The sequence below is a fragment of the Micromonospora sp. WMMD1082 genome, from assembly GCF_029626175.1.
GTDB lineage: Bacteria > Actinomycetota > Actinomycetes > Mycobacteriales > Micromonosporaceae > Micromonospora.
The window spans coordinates 7,330,318-7,354,222 of sequence record NZ_JARUBM010000002.1; the positions used below are offsets into that span (position 1 = coordinate 7,330,318).

Here is a 23,905-nt window from a genome sequence, read left to right on the forward strand (position 1 = left end):
CAAGATCATCAACATTTCCCTCGCGGACCTGGTGCTATACGGTCGGTGGGTGAGAGTCGAGCGTCACTGGTGGAACGGCGACCGCACCCCGCGTGGGCGTCGTGATGTCTACATCCGTACCGATGGCGAATCGTGGGAGGTCGAGGCCCGAGCCGGTGGCGGCACCGGCCGGTCGAAGATCTACCCGTGCCCGGGCCGCAAGTCGGCGGAGATCCTGGCCGGCGCGTGGATGGGCGGGCAGAGCCGCTGGCAGGCCATCGTTCCCTGATCGGCCGGCACCGATATCGTGCGCACCGCCCGCGAGCAGGCGGTGCGCTCGGCTAGACTTGTGGTACGGCCCGTCATCGTGGGCCGGGTTCGATGTCCCAGGCCACGCGCCGCGGCCGAACGGTCAGCGCCGGGCGGGACGTCCCCTTCGACGTTCGGAGCCTTCATGGCGGCACGCCGCCCGCACCAGAACACCTCATCCACCTCACCGACCTTCGCCGACCTCGGCGTGCCCGAGGCGCTCACCCGCGTACTGGCCACGACCGGCGTGGACCGGCCGTTCCCGATCCAGGCCGCGACGCTGCCCGACGCACTCGCCGGGCGCGACGTGCTCGGCCGGGGCCGCACCGGCTCCGGCAAGACGTACGCCTTCGTGCTGGCGGTGCTCACCCGCCTGGCCGCCACCGGCAGGGCGCGGCGGGCCGGGCGCCCCCGGGCGCTGATCCTCGCGCCCACCCGCGAACTGGCCACCCAGATCGACAGCGTGATGGCGCCGCTGGCACAGGCGCTGTCGCTGCGCACCATGACCGTCTTCGGCGGTGTCGCCGCCCGGCCCCAGATCGCCGGGCTGCGCGCCGGGGTCGATGTCCTGGTGGCCTGCCCGGGTCGGCTCGCCGACCACGTCGACGCCGGTCACGCGCACCTGGACGCCGTCGAGATCACCGTGCTCGACGAGGCCGACCACATGGCCGATCTCGGTTTCCTGCCGACCGTGCGACGACTGCTCGACCAGACCCCGCGCGGCGGGCAGCGCCTGCTCTTCTCCGCCACCCTCGACTCCGGCGTCGACGTTCTCGTCCGGCGGTTCCTCACCGATCCGGTCGTGCACAGCGTCGACTCGACCCTTTCGCCGGTCGCCGCGATGACCCACCACGTGTTGCACGTGCACGCCGAGGACCGGTTCGCCGTGCTGGTCGATCTGACCGCCGCGCCGGGCCGGACGGTGGTGTTCACGCGCACCAAGCGGGGGGCGAAGACGCTCACCCGCCGGCTGGTGGCGGCCGGGGTGACCGCCGTGGAACTGCACGGCAACCTGGCCCAGGGCGCCCGCGCCAGGAACCTGCAGGCGTTCTCCGACGGCGAGGTGCGGACGCTCGTCGCCACCGACATCGCCGCCCGGGGCATCCACATCGACGACGTGGCGCTCGTGGTGCACGCCGACCCGCCGGTGGAACACAAGGCGTACCTGCACCGCTCGGGCCGTACCGCCCGGGCCGGCGCGGCCGGAACGGTCGTCACGCTGATGACCGACACCCAGGCGCCCGAGGTCCGGGAGCTGACCCGCAAGGCGGGCATCGCGGCGACCACCACCCGGCTGCGGCCGGGCGACGCACTGCTGCGCGAACTCGCGCCCGGCGAGCGGCGACTGGTCCCGCAGCCGGCACCGCAGCCCACCAGGGCCCGGCAGGAGGCGCCGGCCGCCCACGGCGGCGGCCGGGGACGGCGCGGCGGCAAGGCCACGCTGACCGCCTCGACGCGATCCGCACCGACGCGATCCGGTGCGGCGGCCTTCTCCGCCCGGGCCCGGCCCGGCGCGCGCGGCGGCGGCCGCTGAGCCGTACGCGACACTGCCCGCGCCCTACCGATCGTCGACGACACCACCGCTGATCCTGCCGGCGACGCTGGCGGGCGTTCCCTTGCGCCGCCTCGATACCTAGAACTACTATGCCTCATGCTTCTAGGTATTGAAGGTGGGAGAGTTTCATGAGGGTCACCAAGGATCTCGTGGCCGCCTCGGCGACACCGATGGTGCTGGGCATCCTGGCCGACGGGGAGAGCTACGGGTACGCCATCCTCAGACGGATCAACGAACTGTCCGGCGGCGAGCTGGACTGGACCGAGGGGCTGCTCTACCCGCTGCTGCACCGCCTCGAACGCCTCGGTCACGTGGAGTCGAGCTGGCAGTCGGTGCCCGGGGAGCGCCGCCGCAAGTACTACCGCATCACCAGCAGTGGCCTCGCCGAGCTCGCCGAGCAGCGTCGCCAATGGGACACGGTGGTGGGCGCGCTCAAGGAGATCTGGGTCGGCCCCGGCGACGTCCGGCGCTCGGCGGCGATTCCGCTCGGCGGCCCGGCATGACCGCGCCAGGCGGCCAGGACGGCAGGACGGCGGCAGAGGGTCAGGGCGACAGGACGGCGCCGGGCGACCAGGGCGACAGGACGGCGCCGGGCGACCAGGGCGGCAGGACGGCCGGGGAGGGGCCGGGCGGGCTGGAGGCCCAGTTCGCCCAGTGGCGTCAGTACGTGCAGCGTCGCCCCGAGCTGCAGCAGTCCGACGCCGAGGAACTGGAGGACCACCTTCGGGGCTCGGTCGACGAACTCGTCGCCGTGGGCCTCCGCCCCGACGAGGCGTTCCTGGTCGCGGTCAAACGCCTCGGCGGCCTGGACGACCTGTCCCGCGAGTTCGCCCGGGAGCACTCGGAGCGGCTGTGGAAGCAGCTGGTGCTGACCGGCGGGGCCGACGACACGGAGACGGACACCCGATCGCGGCGGGATCTGACCGCGATGATCATCTGTGCGGCCGGTGCCGCCCTGTCGATCAAGGTGCCGGAGTTGTTCGGGCTGAGCCTCGACCGGGACGGCGCCTTCTACGCGCCCAACTTCTCGCTGTTCGCGCTGCCCTGGCTGGCCGCGTACCTGGCCCGGCGCCGTCGGGCCGGGACGGCGCTGATCGGGGTGATGGTGGCGTTGTTCGCGCTCGGCGCGGTCGCCGCCAACGTCTACCCGCTCGCGGAAGACTCCCAGTCACTGGTGCTGACCAGCATCCACCTGCCCATCGCGCTGTGGTTCGTGGTCGGCCTGGCCTACGTGGCCGACGATCCGCGCTCGTCGCGACGACGGATGGACTTCATCCGCTTCACCGGTGAATGCTTCGTCTACTTCGTCCTGATCGCCCTCGGTGGCGGCGTGCTGGTCGCCTTCACGGTCGGCACCTTCGAGGCCATCGGGATCGACCCGGAGGGCTTCATCTCGCAGTGGCTGCTGCCCTGCGGCGTGGTGGCCGCCGTGGTCGTGGCGGGCTGGCTCGTCGAGGCCAAACAGAGCGTCGTCGAGAACATCGCACCCGTGCTCACGCGCCTGTTCACGCCGCTGTTCACCGCCGCGCTACTCGCCTTCCTGGTCGCCCTCGTCTGGACCACCTCCGGCATCAACGTCGAGCGGGAGGCCCTGATCCTGTTCAACCTGCTGCTGGTCGTGGTGCTCGGGTTGCTGCTCTACTCGATCTCGGCCCGTGACCCGCTGGCCCCGCCCGGCCTGTTCGACCGGTTGCAACTCGCCCTCGTGGTCAGCGCGCTCATCATCGACGTGCTGGTACTGCGGGAGATCACCGCGCGCATCACCGAGTACGGCACCACCCCCAACAAGTTGGCGGCGCTCGGCGAGAACGTCATCCTGCTGGCCAACCTCGCCTGGTCGGCCTGGCTGATGCTGGGCTTCGTCCGTCGGCGCGCGCCGTTCGCGGCACTGGAGCGCTGGCAGACCGGCTACCTGCCGGTGTACGCCGGCTGGGCCTGGGCCGTGGTCCTGCTCTTCCCCCCGATGTTCCACCACCTCTGATCGGACACCAGACAGCGGGGCGGGTCGACCGGCGGCCGGCAAACCGTTGACTCCACCGGTGGAGTCACGGCGTTGACAACGTGACGAGGGTCGATCGATACTCCAAGCATCGATATGTATCGAATAAGCTCGACCATCTCACTGCCGACCTGGTTCGTCGTCGTCGATCGGAACACGACCGGCACAGTCCGTGGTGTCGTCCGACGCTGACGGTGGCCGCGCCGCAGACCCCCACCACTGCGTCACGTGGTTTGCGCAGCCCGGTCCTCGGGCTGCCCTCAGAGAAGGAAGCACACCCGTGAACGACTCTCCCGTCCCCCTGAAGGGCCGCAGACGCAACAGGCTGAGGATGCTCGTCGGCGGCGCCAGCGCCCTCGTGCTGATCGCGGCCTCGATGACCGTGGCCACCGCCGCGCACGCCGAGCCCGACCGGACCGTCACCTCGAACACCGAAGGCACCCACAACGGCTTCTTCTTCTCGTTCTGGAAGGACAGCGGCGGCACCGCCACCATGACGCTGCGTGAGAACGGCCGGTACACCTTCCAGTGGAGCGGCATCAACAACACCGTCGTCGGCAAGGGCTGGAACCCTGGCACCAGCCGCACCATCAACTACTCCGGCACGTACGTCCCGAGCGGCAACACCTACCTGGCGCTGTACGGGTGGACGAGGAACCCGCTCATCGAGTACTACGTCGTCGAGAACTTCGGCAGCTACAACCCGAGCACGGGCGCCACCCGGCTGGGCTCCGTCACCACCGACGGCAGCACCTACGACATCTACCGCACCCAGCGGGTCAACCAGCCCTCCATCGACGGCACCGCGACGTTCTACCAGTACTGGAGCGTCCGGCAGCAGAAGCGCAGCAGCGGCACCATCACCACCGCCAACCACTTCAACGCCTGGGCCGCCCTCGGCCTCAACCTCGGCAACCACTACTACCAGATCATGGCCACCGAGGGGTACCAGAGCAGCGGTAGCTCCGACATCACGGTGAGCGAGGGCCCGGTCGGTCCCACCGCCCCGCCGACGACGACACCGCCGACCAACCCGCCGCCGACCAACCCCCCGACCAACCCGCCGGGCGGTAGCGGCGGCTGCCGGGTGACCAACTCGCTCAACTCGTGGAACAACGGTCTGACCAACAACCTGACCATCACCAACACGGGTTCGGCCGCCATCAACGGCTGGTCACTGCGGTTCACCCTCGGTTCCGGGCAGACCATCACCTCTGGCTGGAGCGCCAGCTACTCGCCGTCCAGCGGTCAGGTGACCGCGACCAACGTCAGCTACAACGGTTCCATTCCACCGGGTGGCTCGACGTCCATCGGCTACCAGGCCACCCACTCCGGCAACGGCGGCGCGCCGACCGGGTTCGCCCTCAACGGCACCACCTGCAGCAGCTGACCACTCTGTCGGGCCGGGTCTGGCACAGCCAGACCCGGCCCCACCCAGCCGGCCCGCCGGGACCGTCGATCAGGACGCGGGGCGGCGGCCGCTCACCCGGTTCCCGCCCGCGCGCTTCGCGGCGTACATCGCGCGGTCCGCGTGCGCGAGGATCTCCCCGAGCGTGTACGCCGAACCGCTGGCCACACCGACGCTGACCTCCGCCCGCCACGCCGTCATCGCGGCCACGGCGGAGACCGTCCGCTGGGCCACCTGCTCGGCGGCCACCGAGTCGGCACCCGGCAGGATGGCGACGAACTCGTCTCCGCCCAGCCGGGCCACGAAGTCGCCCTTCCGTACGCTGGCCGTGAGCACCTGTGCGACGGCCCGCAGCACGGCGTCGCCGGTGGCGTGCCCCAGCGAGTCGTTGATGTGCTTGAAGCGGTCCAGGTCCACGACCAACACCGCTACCGGGTCCTGCCTGGTGGCAGCGGAGGTGGTCAGATTCTGGAGGAAGTTGTCGAGACCGCGACGGTTCGCCACCCCGGTGAGCGGGTCGATCTGCGCCGCCCGCTCGGCCCGCTCGTGCTGCCACCGCAGGACGTCGTACGACTGCATGGTGACCGCCGCGTGCAGCCAGCGGTGCCGCTGGCGCCACAGCAGTTCCGCGAGCGCGTCTCCGTAGGTGAGGCCCGGCACGGCGTCGCCCGAGCCGTTCGCGGAGAGCAGCACCGCGTGCGTCCGGTGCAGTGCCGCCGAGATCAGCCAGTCGCTGTCGGACGACAGGGCGGTGACGGCCTCCTCGATGACGCGTAGCGCCTCGTCCGGTCGCCCCGACCGGCTGAGCGCGACGGCGTGGAACGGCTGGCACAGCAGCATCTCCTGCTGCCGCCGTTCGACTCCGTGGTCCTGGAGGAGCGCGATGTACCGGGGGATGTCCGCCGCCGCGGCGGCCGGGTCCTGGCGATCGGCGCGGGCGCACGCCGCGAACAGCAACGCCGAGAGCCGCCACACCTCCGCCTTGGGTCCGGAGGCCTCGGCCACCGCCCGCGCCGCGTGTTCCTCGGCCGCCGTGGTGTGCTTCTCCGCCTCGGCGACCTGGCCGACCTGGTACAACTCCAGCGCCCACATGAGGTTGAGTTCCGCCAGATTGCACAGCCACATCGCCCGGTTGCCGTTGTCCGGGTGCGTCGCCCGGCAGGTCGTCTCGTAGGCCGCCTGAAACTGGGGTGCGGCCAGCTCGTAGAGGCGCAGCTTGGCGTAGCCGATCGCCAAGCCGGTGCGGGCGTTACCCGCGATCACCGGGTCAGGTTCGTCGGCCAGCAGGGCGGTCTCCGCACTGACCAGATCCCGGAGCACGCCTTCGATGTCGTACTCGGCGATGTCCTGGTCGCCCAGGCGCAGCCGCCGGTCGGCGCGCAGCGACAGCGCGCAGGAGCGCCACCCGGCGCTGTCTTCCCGCTCGGCGGCGGCCAGCATCAGGTCGGCGGCCGCGATGGCGGCGCGCAGGTCACCCAGCCGGGTCAACGCCACCACCCGGGCGAAATGCATCGCCGCCGGGCCGTCGCAGATCTCCCCGGTCGGTTCGCGCAGCGCCGCCTCGGCGACCGCCAGCACCTGGGCCGCGCCGCCGGCCTGGGCCTCCTCCAGAAGCCGCAGGGCTCGGAGGGTCACATCATCCATGCGGTCTCCTCCGCACCGCCCAGGGAAGAACAGCCCGATGTTACGGGAATGACTCCACTCCGAGGGCCACCGGCACCGACCGTAGTCCCACCCGTACGGCGGTGCCGGGCCGCAGATCCGGCAGCGCTAGGTGCGCGGAGGCACGTTGTGGTTGATCCGGAAGAGGTTGTCCCGGTCCCAGACCGTCTTGGTCTCGGTGAGCCGCCGGTAGTCGCCGTCGGCGTAGGCGGTCCGCAGCTGCGTGGTGGTGACGCGCGGGCCGGACAGGAACGCGGGAGTGCTGCCGCCGGTGCTCCAGGCCGCCATGGCCCGATGCAGTTGGTCCTGCGCCGAGGCGGCGTCGTCGCCGGTGAGCGGGTCCAGCCGGCTGCCGGTGTAGAGGACGAACTCGCCGTCTCGGCGGCCGATCACCGCCCGGCTGGCCGCCGAGGGGCGGAGGGCACCGCCGAGGTGACGCAGTTCGACGAGGTAGTCGTCGTTGCCGGTGGCGCCGGCGTGGTCGATGAGCCGTTCGGTGGCCGACGGGTCGAGGCGGCCGAGCAGCGTGTTGCGGGCCTCGAAGGTGACCGGGCCCGGGGGCTCGCCGTGGATGCTGGCGAGTTGGCTGACCGGCAGTACACCGATCGTGTTCATGGCTGCGGGAGCGCAGGCACGCAGCGGGTGAAGCAGGTGCGCGGCGGTGGCGGGATCGCCCAGGTAGGCGATCCGGACGTGGGCGATCCGGCGCCCGCGCAGCGGCTCGGGTACGCCGCCGAGGTCGGGCATCCGCATCAGCAGAACCGACGAGGCCATCTCGTCCGGGATCGTGTCGGTCCACTCGACGTAGGCACGGAGCGCGGGGTGGTGGATCAGGCTTGATCTAGTGCAACTCGGCGAACCGGGCGCGGGTCGCGTCCGGCGTGGCGGGGTAGGTCCGCTCGACGTCGGCCCTGAGGTCCGCCAGCGTTCGGCTCGCCAGCTCCTGCCGCCAGGCCAGCTCCGCTCGGCGCATCGCCCCGGAGACCAGACACACCTCGCGGTAGTCCACGTCCGGACGGCCGCCCGGCCCCGCCCGCAGGATCTGCTCGCAGCGGAACAGCGGGTCCGACCCCTCGATGGCGACGACAACATCCAGCAGGGAGATGTCGGCCGGCCGGCGGGCCAGCGAGAATCCGCCACGGCGCCCCGGCGTCGAGGCCAGGATCCCCGCTCGTACGAGACTCTGCAGTTGCTTGTTCAAGTACGCCGGCGGCAGGTCGTAGAACGCCGCCAGCCGCGACGTCGACGCGCCACGCTCCGCGCCCAGCCAGGTGAGGTTCAGGCAGGTGTGTACCGCCCACTCGACGCCCTGACTCAGCCGCATACCCGGAGGTTACATATCCAGGTTAGGTACCGCAACCTGGACGGCGCAGGTGCCGACGCCGCGTCGAGCCACATCGGTGTGGTCTGCCTCACGCGCCGTCACAGCGACCGGTCGAGGGGTGTCTCGTGGCCGAACCCCACGACGAGGGAGACACCATGGCTCAGCACACCGATGTGGTCGTGATCGGCGGCGGGTACGCCGGCGTCATGGCGGCCAACCGACTGACGCAGCGCGACGACGTGACCGTGACCCTGGTCAACCCGCGCCCGACCTTCGTCCATCGGATCCGCCTGCACCAGGTGGTGGGCGGCTCCCACGACGCGGTCGTCGACTTCCGGGAGGTCCTGGCCGAGGGCGTCCGGCTGGTGGTCGACACCGTGACACGGATCGACGCGGCCGAGCGCGGCGTGCGGCTGGCGACCGGCGGCACGGTCGGCTACGACTACCTGATCTACGCGGTGGGCAGTGGCAGCGCCGGCCCTCGGGTGCCCGGGGCGGCGGAGTTCGCCTACCCGATCGCCAGCCTGGAGGACGCGCACCGGTTGCGGCGGGTCCTCGACACCGCGCCCGCCACCGCCACGGTGACGGTGGTCGGAGCCGGTGCGACCGGCATCGAGACCGCTGCCGAGCTGGCCGAGGAGGGCCGTCGGGTGACCCTGGCCTGCGGCGGGGCGCTCGGCCCGTACCTGCACCCGCGTGGTCGGCGCTCGGTTGCCAGGCGGCTGGCCAAGCTCGGTGTGACCGTGCTCGACGGCCCCGACACGAAGGTGACGGCGGTGACGCGCGACGCCGTGCGGCTCGCCGACGGCCGCGAGCTTCCCGGCACGGTGACCATCTGGACCGCCGGGTTCGGGGTGCCGGACCTGGCCGCGCGCAGCGGGCTGAGCACCGACGCCGTGGGCCGCCTGCTCGTCGACGAGACGCTGACCAGCGTGGACGACGTGCCCATCGTCGCGGCCGGGGACTCGGCGGCACCATCGGGCCTGCCGCTGCGGATGAGCTGCCAGTCCGCGCGTCCGCTGGGCGCGCACGCCGCCGACACGGTGCTCAGCCGGATCAGGGGTGAGCAGCCCGCGCGGATCGACGTAGGATTCTTCGGCCAGTGCATCGGTCTGGGACGTCGCGCCGCCACCGTGCAGATGGCGGCCAAGGACGACACCCCGAACGGCTTCTACCTCGGCGGCCGTGCCGCCGCGACGATCAAGGAGATCGCCATCAGGGGCATACTCAAGGAGCTGGCGGCCGAGGCGCGCAAGCCCGGCTCGTTCAGCTGGCTGTTCACCGACGACAAGCGCCAGCAGCTGGTGCGGGCCGAGCGCGGCGACGCGCCGGTCACCCGCTGAACGGGCAGCCCGCATGGAGCGCAGCGGAGTGCCGGCGTGAGCGACCACACCACCAACGCGGCGACCGAGACCTTCCTCGCCCACCGCAACCTGCTCTTCACCGTCGCGTACGAGATGCTCGGGTCGGCGGCCGACGCCGAGGACGTCCTTCAGGAGACCTGGCTGCGATGGGTCAAGGTCGACCTGGGGCAGGTCCGTGACCAGCGCGCCTACCTGGTCCGGATGACGACCCGGCAGTCGCTCAACCGGCTGCGCACGATGAAGCGCCGCAGGGAGGTGTACGTCGGCTCCTGGCTGCCCGAGCCGCTGCTGACCACGCCGGACGTGGCCGAGGATGTCGAACTCGCCGAGAGCGTGTCGATGGCGTTGATGCTCGTACTCGAAACGCTCTCGCCGACCGAGCGTGCCGTCTTCGTCCTTCGGGAGGCCTTCGACGTCACCTACGACGAGATCGCGGCCGCCGTGAACAAGAGCCCCGCGGCCGTCCGCCAGATCGCACACCGCGCCCGCCAGCGCGTCGATGCCCGGCGCCCTCGTGTGGCGGTCTCCCCGGGCGAGACCCGGGCGGCGCTGGAGTCGTTCCGGCGCGCGATCGATGCCAGGGACCTGCAGGGCCTCCTGGACGTGCTCGCCCCTGACGTCGTCCTGGTGGCCGACGGCGGCGGCGTCAAACAGGCCGTGCCGCGACCGATCATCGGAGCCGACAAGGTGGTCCGCGTGTTCTTCAGTGGGCTACGCAAGGCCGACGTCCCGCTCTCCGTCGACCCCGCCGTGGTCAACGGCAACCCGGCACTCCTCGTACGCCTGGACGGCGAACTCGACGGGGTCATCGCGATCCGGGTCGAAAGCGCCCGCATCGCCGGCCTCTACTACGTCCGTAACCCGGAGAAGCTGACCCGCATCGCCTCCGAGACCGCCCTCACCCTGCACTGAACACCGCACCACCACGGGGGGCTCCGGCCCAGGGCATCAGTGCCCTGGGCCGGAGCGGTGTCGCAGCTGTCCGGTCGTGCCGATCAGCCGAAGTTCACGTCACTGCACCACATGTAGGCCTGGTCGAGGTGCGACGCCTGCCAGATGACGAAGACGATGTGGTGTCCCGTGTATCCGGAGGTCGAGACGTTGAACGAGATGTTCTGCGCCGGCGCGTACCGCCCGGTCTGCGTGATGAAGTCGAGGTTGCCCCAGCCGAGGGTCTGGGTGGCCGGGTTGAACCCCTGCTTGCTGACGTAGACCCGGAAGTAGTCAGCGCCGTGGCTGGCCTGGTCGTACAGCTGGACGGTGAAGTTGCTGCCGACCCTGGTCTGCCGCCACTGTCCCGCCCGGTTCAGGCTGTCGTTCCGGGACAGGCCGTTGCTGCACAGCTGCCCGTCGGGAGTACGGGCCTGGAACTGACCGCCGAGGCCATCCCGCAGCGCGCTCATCCAGTTCCACATGGTGTCCGGGTTGGACTGGAACGCCTGCCAGCACTGCGGGTCCTCTTGCTGCATGGCCGGGTTCGTGTGGTTGTTACCCCAGGACTGCCAACACTGGTAGGCGCGAGACGCCGGGTTGACGATGGTGCCGTGCGCCTGAGCCACGCCGCTCCAGGGCAGCGCGCCGACAATCATGGCGAGCAGTACGGCAACCACCCGAAGGGGCTTGCGGACGGCTGACCGGGATTGCCCGCCGGATTGATCGGGCTTGCGTGAACGCATGGGTTCATCCTCCGTTCGTCGGTGATGGCGATCGATATGGGAGCGCTTCCAACAACAGCCTTACATTGATCGATGTCGATGTCAAATCATCTGGTTGGTGCATCTGTGTATGGAGTTGCCCGGAGCTGCCGTACTGGACAGGTCCGGATCGGCCGAACGGGTGCCGGAGCGTCCGCCCCCGCCCGGCCGACCGGCCGGCTCAGAACCCGGCAGCGGCGTCGTACCGGCGGCGCAGATCAGCCATCTCGGACTCGCCCAGTGCTTCCCGCTGCGCCAGTTCCGCGTACTTCTCCGGGAACATCTGCCGCAGCCGGTCGATGAAGATGACGTCTTCGGTCGCCTCGACCACCTGGATGCCCGGAGGCTCGGTGGACAGATCCATGATCACCGGGCCGGCCAGCTTGACCGCCCAGTCCCACGTGCGCTTCTGCTCCGCGACCCCGCAGAGGTGGAAACCGTAGACCGTATGCACATCGGCGTACGTGGTGGCCTCGGCCGGCTCGTAGCCGTAGACGTGGACGCCACAGATCACCGCCGGCCTCGCCTCATCCCCGGTGGCCACCTGCTGGACACCATGTCCACCGTGGTTGTGTTGCTCCGGGTCCGCCTGTTCGAGCGTGGTGCGCATCCGGGTCACGATCTGCCCGTGCAGATCCGCCGGCCGCGCCTCGGAGCCGGCCGTGTTGACCAGTACGACCGTGCCGGCGGAGACCGCCAGCAGGATCACCGCCACCCCCACGAAGCGGTTTCGGTACCACCCCGCGAAACTCTCCCGGGAAATCATGATTGCTTCTCACCTCGTCGCCGGTTCTGGTGCGTTGGCAGACCCCATCGGACGCCTCCGGCGTGCCAGACGTCGAGCGCGTCGGCCGTCGTGGGGACACGTACCGGGGGACATGGACGGCGGGGACACCTGCCCAGGGATGTGCGCCCGTCGTCGTGAAGATGGCCCGGCGGTGCGGCGCGCGAGCGTCTGCCACAACGGCGCGCTGCCGGCACTGCGATGCTCCCGTGCTAGCCGTTCCCAGTGCGGTTGCCCCCGCACTGCGGCGATGTGAGCCATTCCAACACGTTTGGACCCGATCCGGCAACATCGATGGTTCTGATCGTCTCAACGGGCCCGACCAGGGACGGGCGCAGCGGCGTCCGGTGCCGGCGCGATGACGCGCTGGTCTCGCTAGTCGTGGTCATGACCGTCCGCGACCGGGGGTGGCCCGATCGACGCCGGGTCGGTACCGACCGGCTCCCCCACCATGATCAGACGGCCGATCCGGTACGTGGGAACGGGCAACGTCCCGGCCGCGTACTGCCGCCGAGCGGTGATGTACGCGATACCGGTCGACGCCGCCCATTCCTTCAAGTTCACACGAGCAACATGGCTGCCCCAAGAGCGCCAAAGATGCACGACACGCCAACAGCTACCGACCCCGTTCATCCAGACCGGAGCCTATGGCGTCAGGCGGTCACGATCACGTCACCACGTCGGCGACAACCCGCCAGACCTGGGCCGCGAGCCAGTCGTTCAGCTGGTGCAGGTCGACCTCGTCCCGGTGGTCGAACCACCAGATGATGCCGGCGTCGACCATGCCGATGACGCTGGCCACCGCGTACGCGGGCAGGTGTGCCTCGCGGCCGGCGGCGCGCAGGTTGGCGACGGCGGCGTCGGTGAGTTCGGCGACGGCCTGCGGGGTGCCGAGGCGCGCCCGGAACCGGTAGAGGTTCGGGTGCTCCACCGCCCAGCTCAGTACCTGGCCGATGACGCCGTGCACCACCTCGGGCAGCGCGCCCGGGGCCGACAGCGACGGGCGGATCCACGCGCTCAGCAGCCGGGCGGCGTGCCGGGCGACGGCCTGGTCAAGGTCGTCCTTGCTGGCGAAGTGGCGGTACACGTGCGGTCTGGGTAGCCCGGCCCGGTCGGCCACCGTGCCGAGGCCGGTGTCGGTGCCGTGCTCCTCGATGGTCCGGACCGCCGCTTCCACGATCAACTGTCGCCGCCGGGCCCGCTCGTCCGGGGCGCCGCCGGCCCGGCGGGCGGCGATGGTGTCCCGTTTCACCGCCGCGTTACTCACCGGGCCACTGTAACGGCTCTGTATCCTCGATTGGGTACGAGCTGTACCCACACGCGTCCCGACGAGGTAGCCATGCCCAGTGAAGCGCCCGGCCACATCGACCTCGCCCGCCTGCGGGAAGTGCTCGACGGACCGTGGGCCACGGTCCGCGCCGCCCACCGTGACCGCCTCGACGCGCGTTTCCTCCCGGTGTACGGCGAGACCGGCGACCAGGCACGTGCGCGGGTCACCCGGCTGCTCACCGAACTCCCGGCCGAGCTGGGCATCGGGGCGGCCTTTCCCACCGAGTACGGCGGTGCGTCCGACGTCGGCGGTTCGATCATCGCCAGCGAGATGCTGGCGCAGGTCGACCTGTCGCTGATGGTCAAGGCGGGCGTGCAGTGGGGCCTGTTCGGCGGCGCCGTGGTGGCCCTCGGCACGCGGCGGCACCACGACGCCCACCTCCGGGACATCATCTCCGCCAACACCCTCGGCTGCTTCGCGATGACCGAGACCGGTCACGGCTCCGATGTCCAGCAGCTGCGCACCACCTGCACGTACGACCCGCAGACGCAGACCTTCGACCTGCACACCCCGCACGAGGCGGCCCGCAAGGACTACATCGGCAACGCGGCCCGGGACGGGCGGATGGCGGTGGTCTTCGCGCAGCTGATCACCAAGGGGCGGCGGCACGGCGTACACGCGTGGTTGGTCCCGATCCGCGACGCGCGGGGCAACCCGTTGCCGGGCGTGACCATCGGCGACGCGGGCCCCAAGGCCGGCCTGCTCGGTGTGGACAACGGACGGCTCAGCTTCGACCACGTGCGGGTGCCCCGGGACATGCTGCTGGACCGGTACGGTCAGGTCGCGGCGGACGGCACCTACTCCAGCCCGATCGAGAACGACTCGCGGCGCTTCTTCACCATGCTCGGCACCCTGGTCCGTGGCCGGGTCAGCGTGGGCGGCGCCGCGTCGGCGGCCACCAAGTCGGCCCTGACCATCGCGGTCCGCTACGGCGACATCCGCCGGCAGTTCAGCGCGCCCGACGCCGATCGCGAGGTGCCGCTCAACGACTACCTGGCCCACCAGCGCAAGCTGCTGCCCGCCCTGGCCACCACGTACGCGTTCCACTTCGCCCAGGCCGAGCTGGTCGCCGCGCTCAGCGAGGCGCAGGGCGGCGACGGCCCGCTCGACGAGCACCGGCAGCGGGAACTGGAGTCCCGGGCCGCCGGTCTCAAGGCCGCGCAGACCTGGCACGCCACCCGCACCATCCAGATGTGCCGCGAGGCGTGCGGCGGCGCCGGCTACCTGGCCGAGAACCGGCTGCCCGGCCTGAAGGCCGACACCGACGTCTTCACGACGTTCGAGGGCGACAACACGGTGCTGCTGCAGATGGTGGCCAAGGGGCTGCTCACCGGCTACCGCGACGAGTTCGGCTCGCTGGACGGGTGGGGGCGTGCCTCCTTCGTCGCCGAACAGGTGCGGGAAATGGTGCTGGAGCGCACCGCCGCGCGGTCGCTCATCCAGCGGCTGGTGAGCGCCGTTCCCGGCCGTGACGAGGAGGTCGCGGTCACCGACCGGGGCTGGCAGCTCAAGGTCTTCGAGGATCGCGAGAAGCACCTCCTCGACGGCGCGATCCGCCGCCTCCGCAACGGTGCGGCCGTCAAGAAGGACCGCCCCTTCGACATCTTCAACGACGTCCAGGATCACGTCCTCACGGTCGCCGCCGCGCACATCGACCGGGTCACCCTGGAGGCGTTCGTCGCCGGCATCGCCGCCACCGAGGACCCGGCGGTCCAGGCCCTGCTCTCCCGCGTCTGTGACCTCTACGCGCTCAGCGTCATCGAGGCCCACAAGGGATGGTTCCTGGAGCACGGCCGGCTCACGCCCGCCCGCTCCAAGGCGGTCACCGGGGTGATGAACGGCCTGCTCAGGGAGCTGCGCCCGCAGATGCGGACGCTGGTGGACGGTTTCGCCATCCCGGAGACGTGGCTGCACTGCGCCATCCTGCGCGAGGAGCCCGGCCGGCAGGAGACCATGGCGGCCCACGACGCCGCCGGTGATCCGCAGGCCGTCCCGGCGTAGGCGGGGCCGCTCCCCCGCCTACGCTGGTCGGCGCCGTCTCAGGCCCGGTGTTCGTTGAGGCGGGCGGCCTGGCGCATCAGGTGGTCGCGTTCGGCGAGGTTGGGGGCCTTGTGGGCGGCCTCGGCGTACAGCCGCGCCGCGGTCGGCAGGTCGCCGTCGCGTTCGTGGAGGTATGCCGCCACCGCCGCGTGCCGGGGTAGTGAGTCGTCCAGCGCCGCGAGCGCCGCCAGCCCGGCGCGCGGTCCGTCGGCCTCGCCGACGGCCACCGCGCGGTTGAGCCGGACGACCGGGCTGTCGGTCAGGCGCGCGAGTTCGTCGTACCACTCGATGATCTGCACCCAGTCGGTCTCCTCGGCGGTGCGCGCGTCGGCGTGGAGTGCCGCGATGGCGGCCTGGGCCTGGAACTCGCCCAGCCGGTCGCGGGCGAGGGCCGCCTGCAGGATCTCGACGCCCTCGGCGATCGACGCGGTGTCCCACCGGCCACGGTCCTGCTCGGCGAGCGGCACCAGGCTGCCGTCGGGCGCGGTCCGGGTGGCGCGCCGGGCGTGATGGAGCAGCATGAGGGCGAGCAGGCCGGACACCTCGGGGTGGTCGATCGCGGCCGCGAGCTGCCGGGTGAGCCGGATGGCCTCGGCGGCGAGGTCGACGTCACCGGAGTAACCCTCGTTGAAGACCAGGTAGAGGACCCGCAGCACGCAGGCGACGTCGCCGGGCTGGTCGAACCGCACCCCGGAGACGGTGCGCTTGGCCCGGCTGATGCGCTGCGCCATGGTCGCCTCGGGCACCAGATATGCCTGGGCGATCTGGCGGGTGGTCAGCCCGCCCACGGCACGCAGCGTGAGCGCGACCGCGGACGACGGCGTCAGCGACGGGTGGGCGCACAGGAAGTAGAGCTGGAGCGTGTCGTCCACCGCGGGGGTCGGACCGGGCGCCGGCTCCTCGTCGACGCGGTCCTCCCGCCGGCGGCGGGCGGTGTCCGCCCGGGCCGCGTCGAGGAACCTGCGCCAGGCCACGGTGACCAGCCAGCCCTTCGGGTCACGCGGTGGGTCGACCGGCCAGACGCGTACCGCCTCGACCAGCGCGTCCTGCACGGCGTCCTCGGCCGCCGCGAAGTCGGCTCCGCGGCGGCCGAGGATCCCGAGCACGCTCGGCGTGAGGCTCCGGAGCAGGGCCTCGTCCAACTCGCCGGTCACGGCGTGATGGTGGGCGGCGCGCCCAGGAACGGGCGCACCTCAAGCCACTCGTGGATCGGCTTCCCACCCGCCCCCGGTGCGGCCGACAGCTCCCCGGCCAACTCGATGGCGCGCTCGTAGCTGTCGACGTCGATCACCATCCAGCCGGCGATCAGATCCTTGGTCTCGGCGAACGGGCCGTCGGTGACCGGCGGGCGCCCCTCCCCGTCGTACCGGACGAACGTCCCCTCGGGGGCGAGGGCCTGACCGTCGACGAACTCCCCGGTCCCCTCCAGCCGGGTCGCGAAGTCGCTCATGTACTGCAGGTGCGCGGAGATCTCCTCCGGCGTCCACCGCTCCATGGGCACGTCGTTGACCGCAGCCGGAGCGCCGCGGTAGTGCTTGAGCAGCAGGTACTTGGCCATCGTGCTTCTCCTCGATGCTGGTGCGACCCATTCTGGTCACCGTCACCCCGGGGACGACGCCCACCACGGGTTCTCGACATCATCTTCCGAACTTTCTCGGCTCACTTCCCAGAGATCGAGAATCTTGCATATGTCGATCGCGCTCGTGTATGAAGACTTAGGACTCGTTAAGGTTCCGGTTCCTGGGGAGGAGCGACCATGACACATGCCCTGCGACGCCTGCGAACGGTGGCGGTGACGCTCGGCGCCTGCACGCTCGGGCTGAGCCTGCTGGCGGCACCCGCCGAGGCGTACTCGGTTCAACCCCTCGCGCCACACTCCGACCGGGCACCCGAGTCGGATCAGTTCACCGCCGAGGGCGTGACGACGGTCGGTGAGCTACGCACCGTCGACGGCTCGCTGTCGTCCGCCCGCAACGGCCGGACCCAGGTCATCCGGCACCCCGGTGCTACGTACGTCAAGGTGCACTTCAGCTCCCTGCGACTGGCGCCGGGAGAGTACGTCACGGTGTCCAGCCCCGACGGCCGGGAGAGCTACCGGTACGACCGCCACCTGGACCGGGCGACCGGCGCGGACTACACCACCGACGGGCGACCGGGCTTCTGGGCGATGTCGGTGGAGGGCGACACCGCAGTGGTGACGCTGCACGGCAGCCGCACCTCCCGGGGCAGCGCCGCGACCATCGACCGGTTCTGGCGCGGCTACGACCGCGCGGAGATCTCGCAGTACAACTTCTCCACGCAGTCCGTCTGCAGCACCGACGCCCGCCGCGACGTGGTCTGTTACCAGAGCAGCCACCCCACCGAGTACGCCCGCAGCAACGCGGTGGCCCGGCTGCTCATCAGCGGCGGCGGCATGTGCACCACCTGGCGGGTCGGCAACACCAACCGCATGCTGACCAACAAGCACTGCTTCTCGACGCAGTCCGCGGTCAGCGGCAGCGAGATGCAGTTCAACTACCAGTGCGCCACCTGCGGCGGCGCGAACCCCGGGGCCGGCACCAAGGTGAGCGGTGCCACCCTCTACCGGGTGAGCGCCGGCGGCTCCAGCCAGCTGGACTACGCCCTGTACTCGGTGAACAACTTCGCCGCCATCCAGGGCTTCGGCACGCTCTACCTGGCAACCAGCGCCACCAGCAACGGCACCCAGATGTACATCCCCGGACACGGCGACGGCAACCCGAAGCGCTTGTCGATCTTCGAGGACGCCCAGAACGGCCCGCGCTGCACCGTCCGCAACGCGAACTACAACACCTGGAACATCAGCTACAGCTGTGACACCTCGGGCGGCAACTCGGGCTCGCCGGTGTTGAACAGCAGCCACCGGGTGATCGCCCTGCACCACCTCGGCGGCTGCCCGTCCAACCAGGGTGCGAAGGCGCACCTCATCTACAACGAGATCGCCAGTTTGATCGACAACGGCTGACGGGGACGGTGGTGGGGCAGGGCGACCCCTCCCCCACCACCGCCTATGCGCCCGCGGGCAGTCGGGTGTTCCGCGGGATGCTGCCGAACCTGCCGGAGTGGAAGTCGCGGTACGCCTGCGCGATCTCCGCGCGGGTGTTCATCACGAAGGGGCCGCTGGCCACCACGGACTCGCCGATGGGCCGTCCCGCGTACAGCATGACCCGGGTCTGCTCGTCGCCGTCGCCGGTGGCCAGCGCCAGCGTGGTCGGGCCGCCCTGCCGGGAGACCGGGTCCGACCAGGCGATCTGGCCCGCGTCGACCGTCCGGCCGGCGACCGCCAGGCGGCCGGAGATGACGTACGCGAAGGCCCGCTGGTCCCCGTCGAGCACCTGCCGGTACTCGGTCCTTGGATCGAGTGTGATGAGCATCCCCAGGATCGGCCAGTGGTTGATCGCCGGACCGCGAGCCGAGGCGGTCTCGCCCGAGACGACCTGGATCAGCACACCCGGCTCGGTGTGCACCGCCTGCATGCCGGCACGCAGATCCTGGTAGCGGGTGGGCGCGAGCTTCCGGTCGGCCGGCAGGTTGATCCACATCTGGATGATGTGCGCGCGCTCGGATCGGGCGGCGACCTCCCGGTGGATGATGCCGCGCCCGGCGGTCATCCATTGGATGTCGCCCGGCCCGAGCACGCCGGCGTTGCCAAGGCTGTCGCCGTGCTCCAGCGCGCCGTCCAGGATCAGGGTGACGGTTTCCAGTCCGCGGTGCGGATGCCAGTCGAACCCCGGCTCGTTGACCAGTTCCTCACCCATCACCAGGAACGGGTCGGTCCAGGCGTTGTTGCCCGGCGCGATGATGAGTGCGCTGTCGTCAGAATGTGCGGTACGACCGATGCGCACCTTGTCGATGATCCGGTCGACCCCACGCGTGACCGGTGTGCTGTGGCTGGCCATCATGCCCTCCCTGCTCGATGGGGAAAGCGTCCTGCCGGGCCGCCGTTGCTGGCAAAGGCCACCCAAGCTACTTATCTTTGGTGAGTGACCACGCTGCCGGGCCTGCCCGCCACCCCTGCCGACCACGACGACTGCCGCCGGGTGGTCCGCACGGTAGAGATCATCGGGGTCCGCTGGACCGGTGCGATCCTGCTCGCCGCCGCCCGGGGCGCCCGCCGGTTCCGGGACTACCGCGCCATGGTGCCCGGCATCTCCGATCCGCAGCTCTCGCTGCGGCTGAAGGACCTCCAGACCCGGGGGCTCATCGCCCGCACCGTGATCCCCAGCACACCGGTGCAGATCACCTACGCCCTCACGCCGGACGGCGTGGAGCTGATCACCGCGCTTCAGCCCCTGTCCCACTGGAGCAGGCGGCACCCTCCGGAGGAGAAAGGGTGACGGCGGCCGACCCATCCGGGCGACGGGTTTGCAAGCTGCCGATCACCCTCGAAGACGTGCTCTGACCGGGCATCGGTGTGGCGTCCGCACCGCACCTCGACGCCGAACGCGCAGCGAAGGCATTGAACATCTGCTATATGTGGGAACGCTTCCAAGCGTCGAGCGCCGTGTCCATCGGCACTCCGTCGGCGTGCTGAGGACCGAAGTCACGGAGGAGACCATGCGCAACCTTCTCGCGGCGTTGACCGCCGCCCTGGTGCTCGGCGCCACGGCCGGCAGCGTCCCGTCCGACGCGGCGGGTGCCTCCCACCGCGGCTCCTGCACCCGACACCTGCTCTTCTGTGAGGACTTCGAGCGACTGCCGCGCGGCGGCCCCAGCACCCTAAACTGGGGCATCGACACCCGCAACGGCACGCTCACCGTCGAACGTGCCGCCCGTGGCAACCAGGTGCTGCACATCCACACCGTCGACAACGGACGCGCCTTCCTCCGCGTCGACGACTTCGCCGCACCCGGCAACCGCTTCTACGGCCGGATGCGGCTACGCGTCGACGCCTTCCCGACCGCCCCCGACTGGGCACACTTCACCCTCGTCGAGGCCACTGGCACCGGCAGCTCGGAGATCGTCCGCCCGATCGGCGGCCAGTACGCCCCCACGGTCCCCGGAATCTTCTGGGGCCTGGGCGCCGATGGCGGACCGACCGGCGACTGGACCAACTGGCGCGAGTCCGCCCCGGTGGTCGAAGACACCTGGCAGTGCTTCGAGTGGAAACTCGACCCGGCGGACAACCGCGTCACGGTGTGGATCGACGGCGTGGCCAACCCGGAGCTGACCGCCTCCACCAACACGCACGGCGGCAACGACGTGCCCTTCATCCTGCCGACGGTGAACACCGTGAAGATCGGCTGGCAGCTCTACCAGGGCGGCACCACGCCGGGCGAGTTCGACCTCTGGATCGACGACATCGCGCTCTCCACCGCCCGCATCGGCTGCTGACCCCACCACCGTCTCCGAGCCGGGGGTCAGTCCGGATCGGGCATCAGTCCCTGGTCGCGGAGTTGTTGGACCTGCCGCGCCGGTGGTGGAAGCGGATCCGGGTCCGAGGGGCGCGGTCCCTCGGGGCCGTCCGGGCCAACCCGGACGAAGGTCTCGACCCGAGTCACCCGGCACGGCACGCCCTGCACCTCGAAGTCGTCGGTACGCGGGGGCCGATGCGCCGCCCGGGCGCGGGCGTACGCCGCAATGAGCTCCTCGATCGAGGTGTTCTCGGTGCGCGCGATGTCGCCGACGGACAGGGACTCCGCGTCCCGGGCGGCCTGGGGTGTCGGGTAGTTGTTGGACGACCGGGGCCGCCACCGGCCGGAGACGTGCTCCCCGACGGTGTAGCAGACCGGGAGCAGCACCACGTTCGGGTGGGTGGCCACCGCCCGGCGGGAGTCGGCGTGCACATCCTCGGGGACAGTCTCCGCCCGGTAGGACGCCGAGATCATCTCCATCCGGACCAGCCCGTCGGCGAGCCCCGTACCAGCGGTCGGGTCGATGACGAAGCCGTCCCACCGCGATGCGCTCCGCTCCGCCTGCCCCGGCGGGTGCGGGTCCGGATCGGTGGGCCGGGGCGGCTCCGGGCCGTCCGGGCCCATCCGGATGAACGGTTGGGCGCGGATGATCCGGTAGCGGCGCCCGTTGGCCGCGAGTTCGTCGACAGGCTCCCAGTCGAGCAGCTCATACGCCTCCTCGTAGGCCGCCCGCTCGACCGTATGCTCAGCGGTCTGCGGTGTTTCGCTGAACAGCTTGCGGAAGTGGGACGCGAGGCTGTCCCGGGCGTCCTGCGGCTCGTCGGCGTTCAGCCGCAGGATCCGCCACCGGCCGTCCACCTCCTCGGCACAGCCGAAGATCGGCGCGCTCCACAAGATCGTGGGGTATGCGACCGAGCGGTGCCGGGCGTCGTCCTCGGAGACCGCCGACACCGGGTCGTCCCGCTGCTCGATCTTGATCAGCAGGTGATCGGGCACCCGCTCGTCGCGATAGGCCATGCACGCATTGTGTGCCGCGGATCGCCGAAACGCAGCACCGCCACCACCACGGTCCCTCCACAAATGCCAGTAACTCCTCCACAAAGTCGGGTCGCACCCCTCGGGGGGCGGGCGGGAATGATCATCCAGCCTGGTGACGCTCGTGCCGGTCGAGTTCGGCTGGCACGGTTGCTGTACTTCGCTGCTGTACTTCCGGCGGCTGCCTCGTCCAGCCGATGAAGCGGCGGTGCAGGGTGCCGGCTGGCGCCCAGGGCATGTCCTCGGCGGCCTGGATGAGGTAGGCACCGAGGTAGAGAGCCAGCGACACCGGCGCGTCCGCGTACTCCGCGCGCAGTTCCCGCCGCCGCGTCGGACACGGCCACGGCAGGTCGCAGCCACCGCAGCTCCAGATCGGCAGTACCGGCCCGTGGGTGGTCACCGCTGATCATCCGTCGGTGGCCAGTGCCCTCGGTTGATCGGTAGCCGGTGCCGGGTCCGGCACGGCAGGTCAGCTCCGCAGCCGCAGATGCGCCGCCAGCGCTGCCAGGACCACACCGGCCGATGCCGCCGGGCGAAGGTCAACGCGGTGGCCGACAGATAGCCGTCGTACGAGACGCGCCGCACGTACCCTCCCTCGTCGCTCACGAGGGCGGCAGCTTCGTCGCCCTCTGGCTGGGGGACGCGGCGGCCGGGCGTGACTCGCGCCGACCACCGCATCCCGTGAGCGAGAAGCTACGTTCGGTGGCGGGCTGGGTTGGGTAAGGTTCCTACCCCTGGATCACGACACGAGGCCGACCTTGACCGCCAGGTCACGGGCGTCGTCTCGGGTGGAACGCGGACCGTCGAGCAGGTCCAGGGTGATCTGGCGGGCGTACCCGTTGAAGCGGATGGTCTCCGGAGCCGACTCGTACGCCCGCCGCAGCGCCGCCACGGTCGCTTCCTTGTCGTCCTTGCCGTAGTGCGCCCGCGCGACCTCGATCAGATGGCGTGCCCGACGCGGCCTCGACGGAATCGCCGCCACATCATGGCGACGGGCCTGCCGCACCGCCTCGCCCGACTGCTGCAACTCCACCGCCACGGTCACCGCATGAGCGCCCATGATGACCCGGGAGAACGACGTCTGCGGCTGGTAGAAGCCCTCCGGCAGACGCTGCGCCACCTGATCCGCGCGGTCCCAGTACCGCCAGGCACGACCTTCCTCACCAGCACGAGCGGCGGTGTACGCGGCCTCGAAGTTGAGCGCACCCCACAACGCCAGCAGGTTCGTGCTCCCGTCGGCCGTTCGCGGTTCCAGAGCCGACAGCACGTTCAGCGTCACCGCCATCGCGGTGTCCCAGTCCCCGGCGTCCCGATGCACCTGGCACAGGAACCATGCCGCACCGGCGATCGCCTCCGGATCACCGGACTCCTGCGCCGCCACCATCGCCCGGTCCGCCACCCGCCACAGCAACTCCGCAGCCGGTTGGTACGCAAGGAACATCTGCGCCAGCCCGAGCGTCTCCGCCAGTAGGGCTTGGGCCTGCCGCCGCTGCTCACCCTCGTACGCCAACACGGCCCGCTGCCCGTCCCGGAGCAACCCCGGCAATAACCCGCCCAGCACCGTACGGTGATCCGCCGCCTGATGGCGTGCCCGCCACCCTGCCGCAAGTCGCTCCCTCAGACCGGACAACGACTCCGGCGGGATGTCACCGGGGAGCGCGACATGGTTCACGGCGGCCCGGACCGACGCCAGCGCCGGATGCTCCGGCCCGTTGACCACAGCGGACCGGTCGCCCAACTCCGCCGCCAAGGCAGACACGTCGATCTTCAGGGCACGGGCGATCCGATCCAGCATGTGAATGCGCGGCGGCAGGATTCGGTCCGTCTCGACCGCCTTGACCCACTCGGCGCTACGCCCCACCAACCCACCGAGCACCGCACGAGTCTTCCCGGACCGCTCCCGGTAGACCTTCAACCGCTGCCCGAACGTCAACTCCGGCAAGGAATCCACCGGAACCTCCTCGCGTAGCACGGGGATGCACCACCGACCCAGCGGCCGCAATCTGCACTATCTGTAGCGGCATCCTAGACTCACGGGAAGCGGTCGCGC

Annotated in this window: 25 protein-coding genes; 11 read left to right on the plus strand and 14 right to left on the minus strand. The window is 70.8% G+C overall.

The window, feature by feature from the left end:
• Positions 1-49 precede the first annotated feature (49 nt).
• From O7615_RS33725 to O7615_RS33745, 5 genes are all read left to right on the plus strand, one after another.
• Positions 50-268, plus strand: a complete 219-nt coding sequence (locus O7615_RS33725; RefSeq protein ID WP_278181844.1) for a hypothetical protein — start codon at positions 50-52, stop codon at positions 266-268.
• Positions 269-433: 165 nt separating this feature from the next.
• Positions 434-1,822, plus strand: a complete 1,389-nt coding sequence (locus O7615_RS33730; RefSeq protein WP_278181845.1) for a DEAD/DEAH box helicase — start codon at positions 434-436, stop codon at positions 1,820-1,822.
• Between the two features lie 149 nt (positions 1,823-1,971).
• The gene (locus tag O7615_RS33735; protein ID WP_278181846.1) at positions 1,972-2,346 is read left to right on the plus strand and encodes a helix-turn-helix transcriptional regulator; all 375 of its coding nucleotides are present in this window, start codon (positions 1,972-1,974) and stop codon (positions 2,344-2,346) included.
• A complete protein-coding gene (locus tag O7615_RS33740) occupies positions 2,343-3,824 on the plus strand; it encodes a permease prefix domain 1-containing protein (RefSeq protein ID WP_278181847.1) in 1,482 nt (493 codons plus the stop codon). Before O7615_RS33735 ends, O7615_RS33740 begins: the two co-directional genes overlap by 4 nt.
• A gap of 349 nt (positions 3,825-4,173) precedes the next feature.
• Positions 4,174-5,232: a glycoside hydrolase family 11 protein gene (locus O7615_RS33745; RefSeq protein WP_278182330.1), complete on the plus strand. Its 1,059-nt coding sequence runs from the start codon at positions 4,174-4,176 to the stop codon at positions 5,230-5,232.
• 69 nt (positions 5,233-5,301) lie between these two features.
• On the opposite strand, the gene O7615_RS33750 is transcribed toward O7615_RS33745, so the two are convergent.
• From O7615_RS33750 to O7615_RS33760, 3 genes are all read right to left on the minus strand, one after another.
• A complete protein-coding gene (locus tag O7615_RS33750) occupies positions 5,302-6,894 on the minus strand; it encodes a GGDEF domain-containing protein (protein ID WP_278181848.1) in 1,593 nt (530 codons plus the stop codon).
• Positions 6,895-7,020: 126 nt separating this feature from the next.
• The gene (locus O7615_RS33755) at positions 7,021-7,686 is read right to left on the minus strand and encodes a BBE domain-containing protein (RefSeq protein ID WP_278181849.1); all 666 of its coding nucleotides are present in this window, start codon (positions 7,684-7,686) and stop codon (positions 7,021-7,023) included.
• A gap of 67 nt (positions 7,687-7,753) precedes the next feature.
• Positions 7,754-8,236 (minus strand): Rrf2 family transcriptional regulator, encoded by a 483-nt coding sequence (locus O7615_RS33760; RefSeq protein ID WP_278181850.1) that lies wholly within the window; start codon positions 8,234-8,236, stop codon positions 7,754-7,756.
• Positions 8,237-8,391: 155 nt separating this feature from the next.
• On the opposite strand from O7615_RS33760, the gene O7615_RS33765 reads away from it, so the two are divergent.
• Positions 8,392-9,579, plus strand: coding sequence for an FAD-dependent oxidoreductase (locus O7615_RS33765; RefSeq protein WP_278181851.1), 1,188 nt, complete (start codon positions 8,392-8,394; stop codon positions 9,577-9,579).
• 36 nt (positions 9,580-9,615) lie between these two features.
• Positions 9,616-10,512 (plus strand): RNA polymerase sigma-70 factor, encoded by an 897-nt coding sequence (locus O7615_RS33770; RefSeq protein ID WP_278181852.1) that lies wholly within the window; start codon positions 9,616-9,618, stop codon positions 10,510-10,512.
• An 83-nt stretch (positions 10,513-10,595) separates the two neighbouring features.
• On the opposite strand, the gene O7615_RS33775 is transcribed toward O7615_RS33770, so the two are convergent.
• The 4 genes from O7615_RS33775 to O7615_RS33790 all read right to left on the minus strand — a co-directional run bounded on the left by O7615_RS33775 (position 10,596) and on the right by O7615_RS33790 (position 13,345).
• Positions 10,596-11,210 (minus strand): lytic polysaccharide monooxygenase, encoded by a 615-nt coding sequence (locus O7615_RS33775; protein WP_278181853.1) that lies wholly within the window; start codon positions 11,208-11,210, stop codon positions 10,596-10,598.
• A gap of 265 nt (positions 11,211-11,475) precedes the next feature.
• Positions 11,476-12,060 (minus strand): hypothetical protein, encoded by a 585-nt coding sequence (locus O7615_RS33780; RefSeq protein ID WP_278181854.1) that lies wholly within the window; start codon positions 12,058-12,060, stop codon positions 11,476-11,478.
• A 393-nt stretch (positions 12,061-12,453) separates the two neighbouring features.
• A complete protein-coding gene (locus O7615_RS33785; RefSeq protein ID WP_278181855.1) occupies positions 12,454-12,642 on the minus strand; it encodes a hypothetical protein in 189 nt (62 codons plus the stop codon).
• 103 nt (positions 12,643-12,745) lie between these two features.
• Entirely contained in the window at positions 12,746-13,345 is a 600-nt protein-coding gene (locus O7615_RS33790) for a TetR/AcrR family transcriptional regulator (protein WP_278181856.1), read from the minus strand.
• Between the two features lie 72 nt (positions 13,346-13,417).
• On the opposite strand from O7615_RS33790, the gene O7615_RS33795 reads away from it, so the two are divergent.
• The gene (locus tag O7615_RS33795) at positions 13,418-15,409 is read left to right on the plus strand and encodes an acyl-CoA dehydrogenase (protein WP_278181857.1); all 1,992 of its coding nucleotides are present in this window, start codon (positions 13,418-13,420) and stop codon (positions 15,407-15,409) included.
• A 38-nt stretch (positions 15,410-15,447) separates the two neighbouring features.
• On the opposite strand, the gene O7615_RS33800 is transcribed toward O7615_RS33795, so the two are convergent.
• Together O7615_RS33800 and O7615_RS33805 are read right to left on the minus strand one after the other, a co-directional pair.
• The gene (locus O7615_RS33800; RefSeq protein ID WP_278182331.1) at positions 15,448-16,590 is read right to left on the minus strand and encodes a DUF6596 domain-containing protein; all 1,143 of its coding nucleotides are present in this window, start codon (positions 16,588-16,590) and stop codon (positions 15,448-15,450) included.
• An 8-nt stretch (positions 16,591-16,598) separates the two neighbouring features.
• Positions 16,599-17,006 (minus strand): YciI family protein, encoded by a 408-nt coding sequence (locus tag O7615_RS33805; RefSeq protein WP_278181858.1) that lies wholly within the window; start codon positions 17,004-17,006, stop codon positions 16,599-16,601.
• 198 nt (positions 17,007-17,204) lie between these two features.
• Here O7615_RS33805 and O7615_RS33810 point away from each other — a divergent pair, with 198 nt between their 5' ends.
• Entirely contained in the window at positions 17,205-18,431 is a 1,227-nt protein-coding gene (locus O7615_RS33810) for a serine protease (protein ID WP_278181859.1), read from the plus strand.
• A gap of 43 nt (positions 18,432-18,474) precedes the next feature.
• Here O7615_RS33810 and O7615_RS33815 read toward each other — a convergent pair whose 3' ends face one another.
• Positions 18,475-19,365: a pirin family protein gene (locus tag O7615_RS33815; protein ID WP_278181860.1), complete on the minus strand. Its 891-nt coding sequence runs from the start codon at positions 19,363-19,365 to the stop codon at positions 18,475-18,477.
• A gap of 84 nt (positions 19,366-19,449) precedes the next feature.
• Between O7615_RS33815 and O7615_RS33820 the strand changes: the two genes are divergently transcribed.
• The gene (locus tag O7615_RS33820; RefSeq protein WP_278181861.1) at positions 19,450-19,803 is read left to right on the plus strand and encodes a helix-turn-helix domain-containing protein; all 354 of its coding nucleotides are present in this window, start codon (positions 19,450-19,452) and stop codon (positions 19,801-19,803) included.
• Between the two features lie 220 nt (positions 19,804-20,023).
• Positions 20,024-20,800 carry a hypothetical protein gene (locus O7615_RS33825; RefSeq protein WP_278181862.1) on the plus strand — a complete coding sequence of 259 codons (777 nt, stop codon included), beginning with the start codon at positions 20,024-20,026 and terminating at the stop codon, positions 20,798-20,800.
• Positions 20,801-20,826: 26 nt separating this feature from the next.
• Here the strand turns inward: O7615_RS33825 and O7615_RS33830 are convergent, their stop codons facing one another.
• The 4 genes from O7615_RS33830 to O7615_RS33845 form a co-directional block, all read right to left on the minus strand.
• Positions 20,827-21,837, minus strand: a complete 1,011-nt coding sequence (locus O7615_RS33830; RefSeq protein WP_278181863.1) for a DUF5954 family protein — start codon at positions 21,835-21,837, stop codon at positions 20,827-20,829.
• Positions 21,838-21,958: 121 nt separating this feature from the next.
• Positions 21,959-22,255: a hypothetical protein gene (locus O7615_RS33835; protein WP_278181864.1), complete on the minus strand. Its 297-nt coding sequence runs from the start codon at positions 22,253-22,255 to the stop codon at positions 21,959-21,961.
• The gene (locus O7615_RS33840) at positions 22,252-22,461 is read right to left on the minus strand and encodes a hypothetical protein (protein WP_278181865.1); all 210 of its coding nucleotides are present in this window, start codon (positions 22,459-22,461) and stop codon (positions 22,252-22,254) included. The genes O7615_RS33835 and O7615_RS33840 overlap by 4 nt, the downstream gene beginning before the upstream one ends.
• A gap of 133 nt (positions 22,462-22,594) precedes the next feature.
• Positions 22,595-23,806, minus strand: a complete 1,212-nt coding sequence (locus O7615_RS33845) for a helix-turn-helix transcriptional regulator (RefSeq protein ID WP_278181866.1) — start codon at positions 23,804-23,806, stop codon at positions 22,595-22,597.
• Positions 23,807-23,905 lie beyond the last annotated feature (99 nt).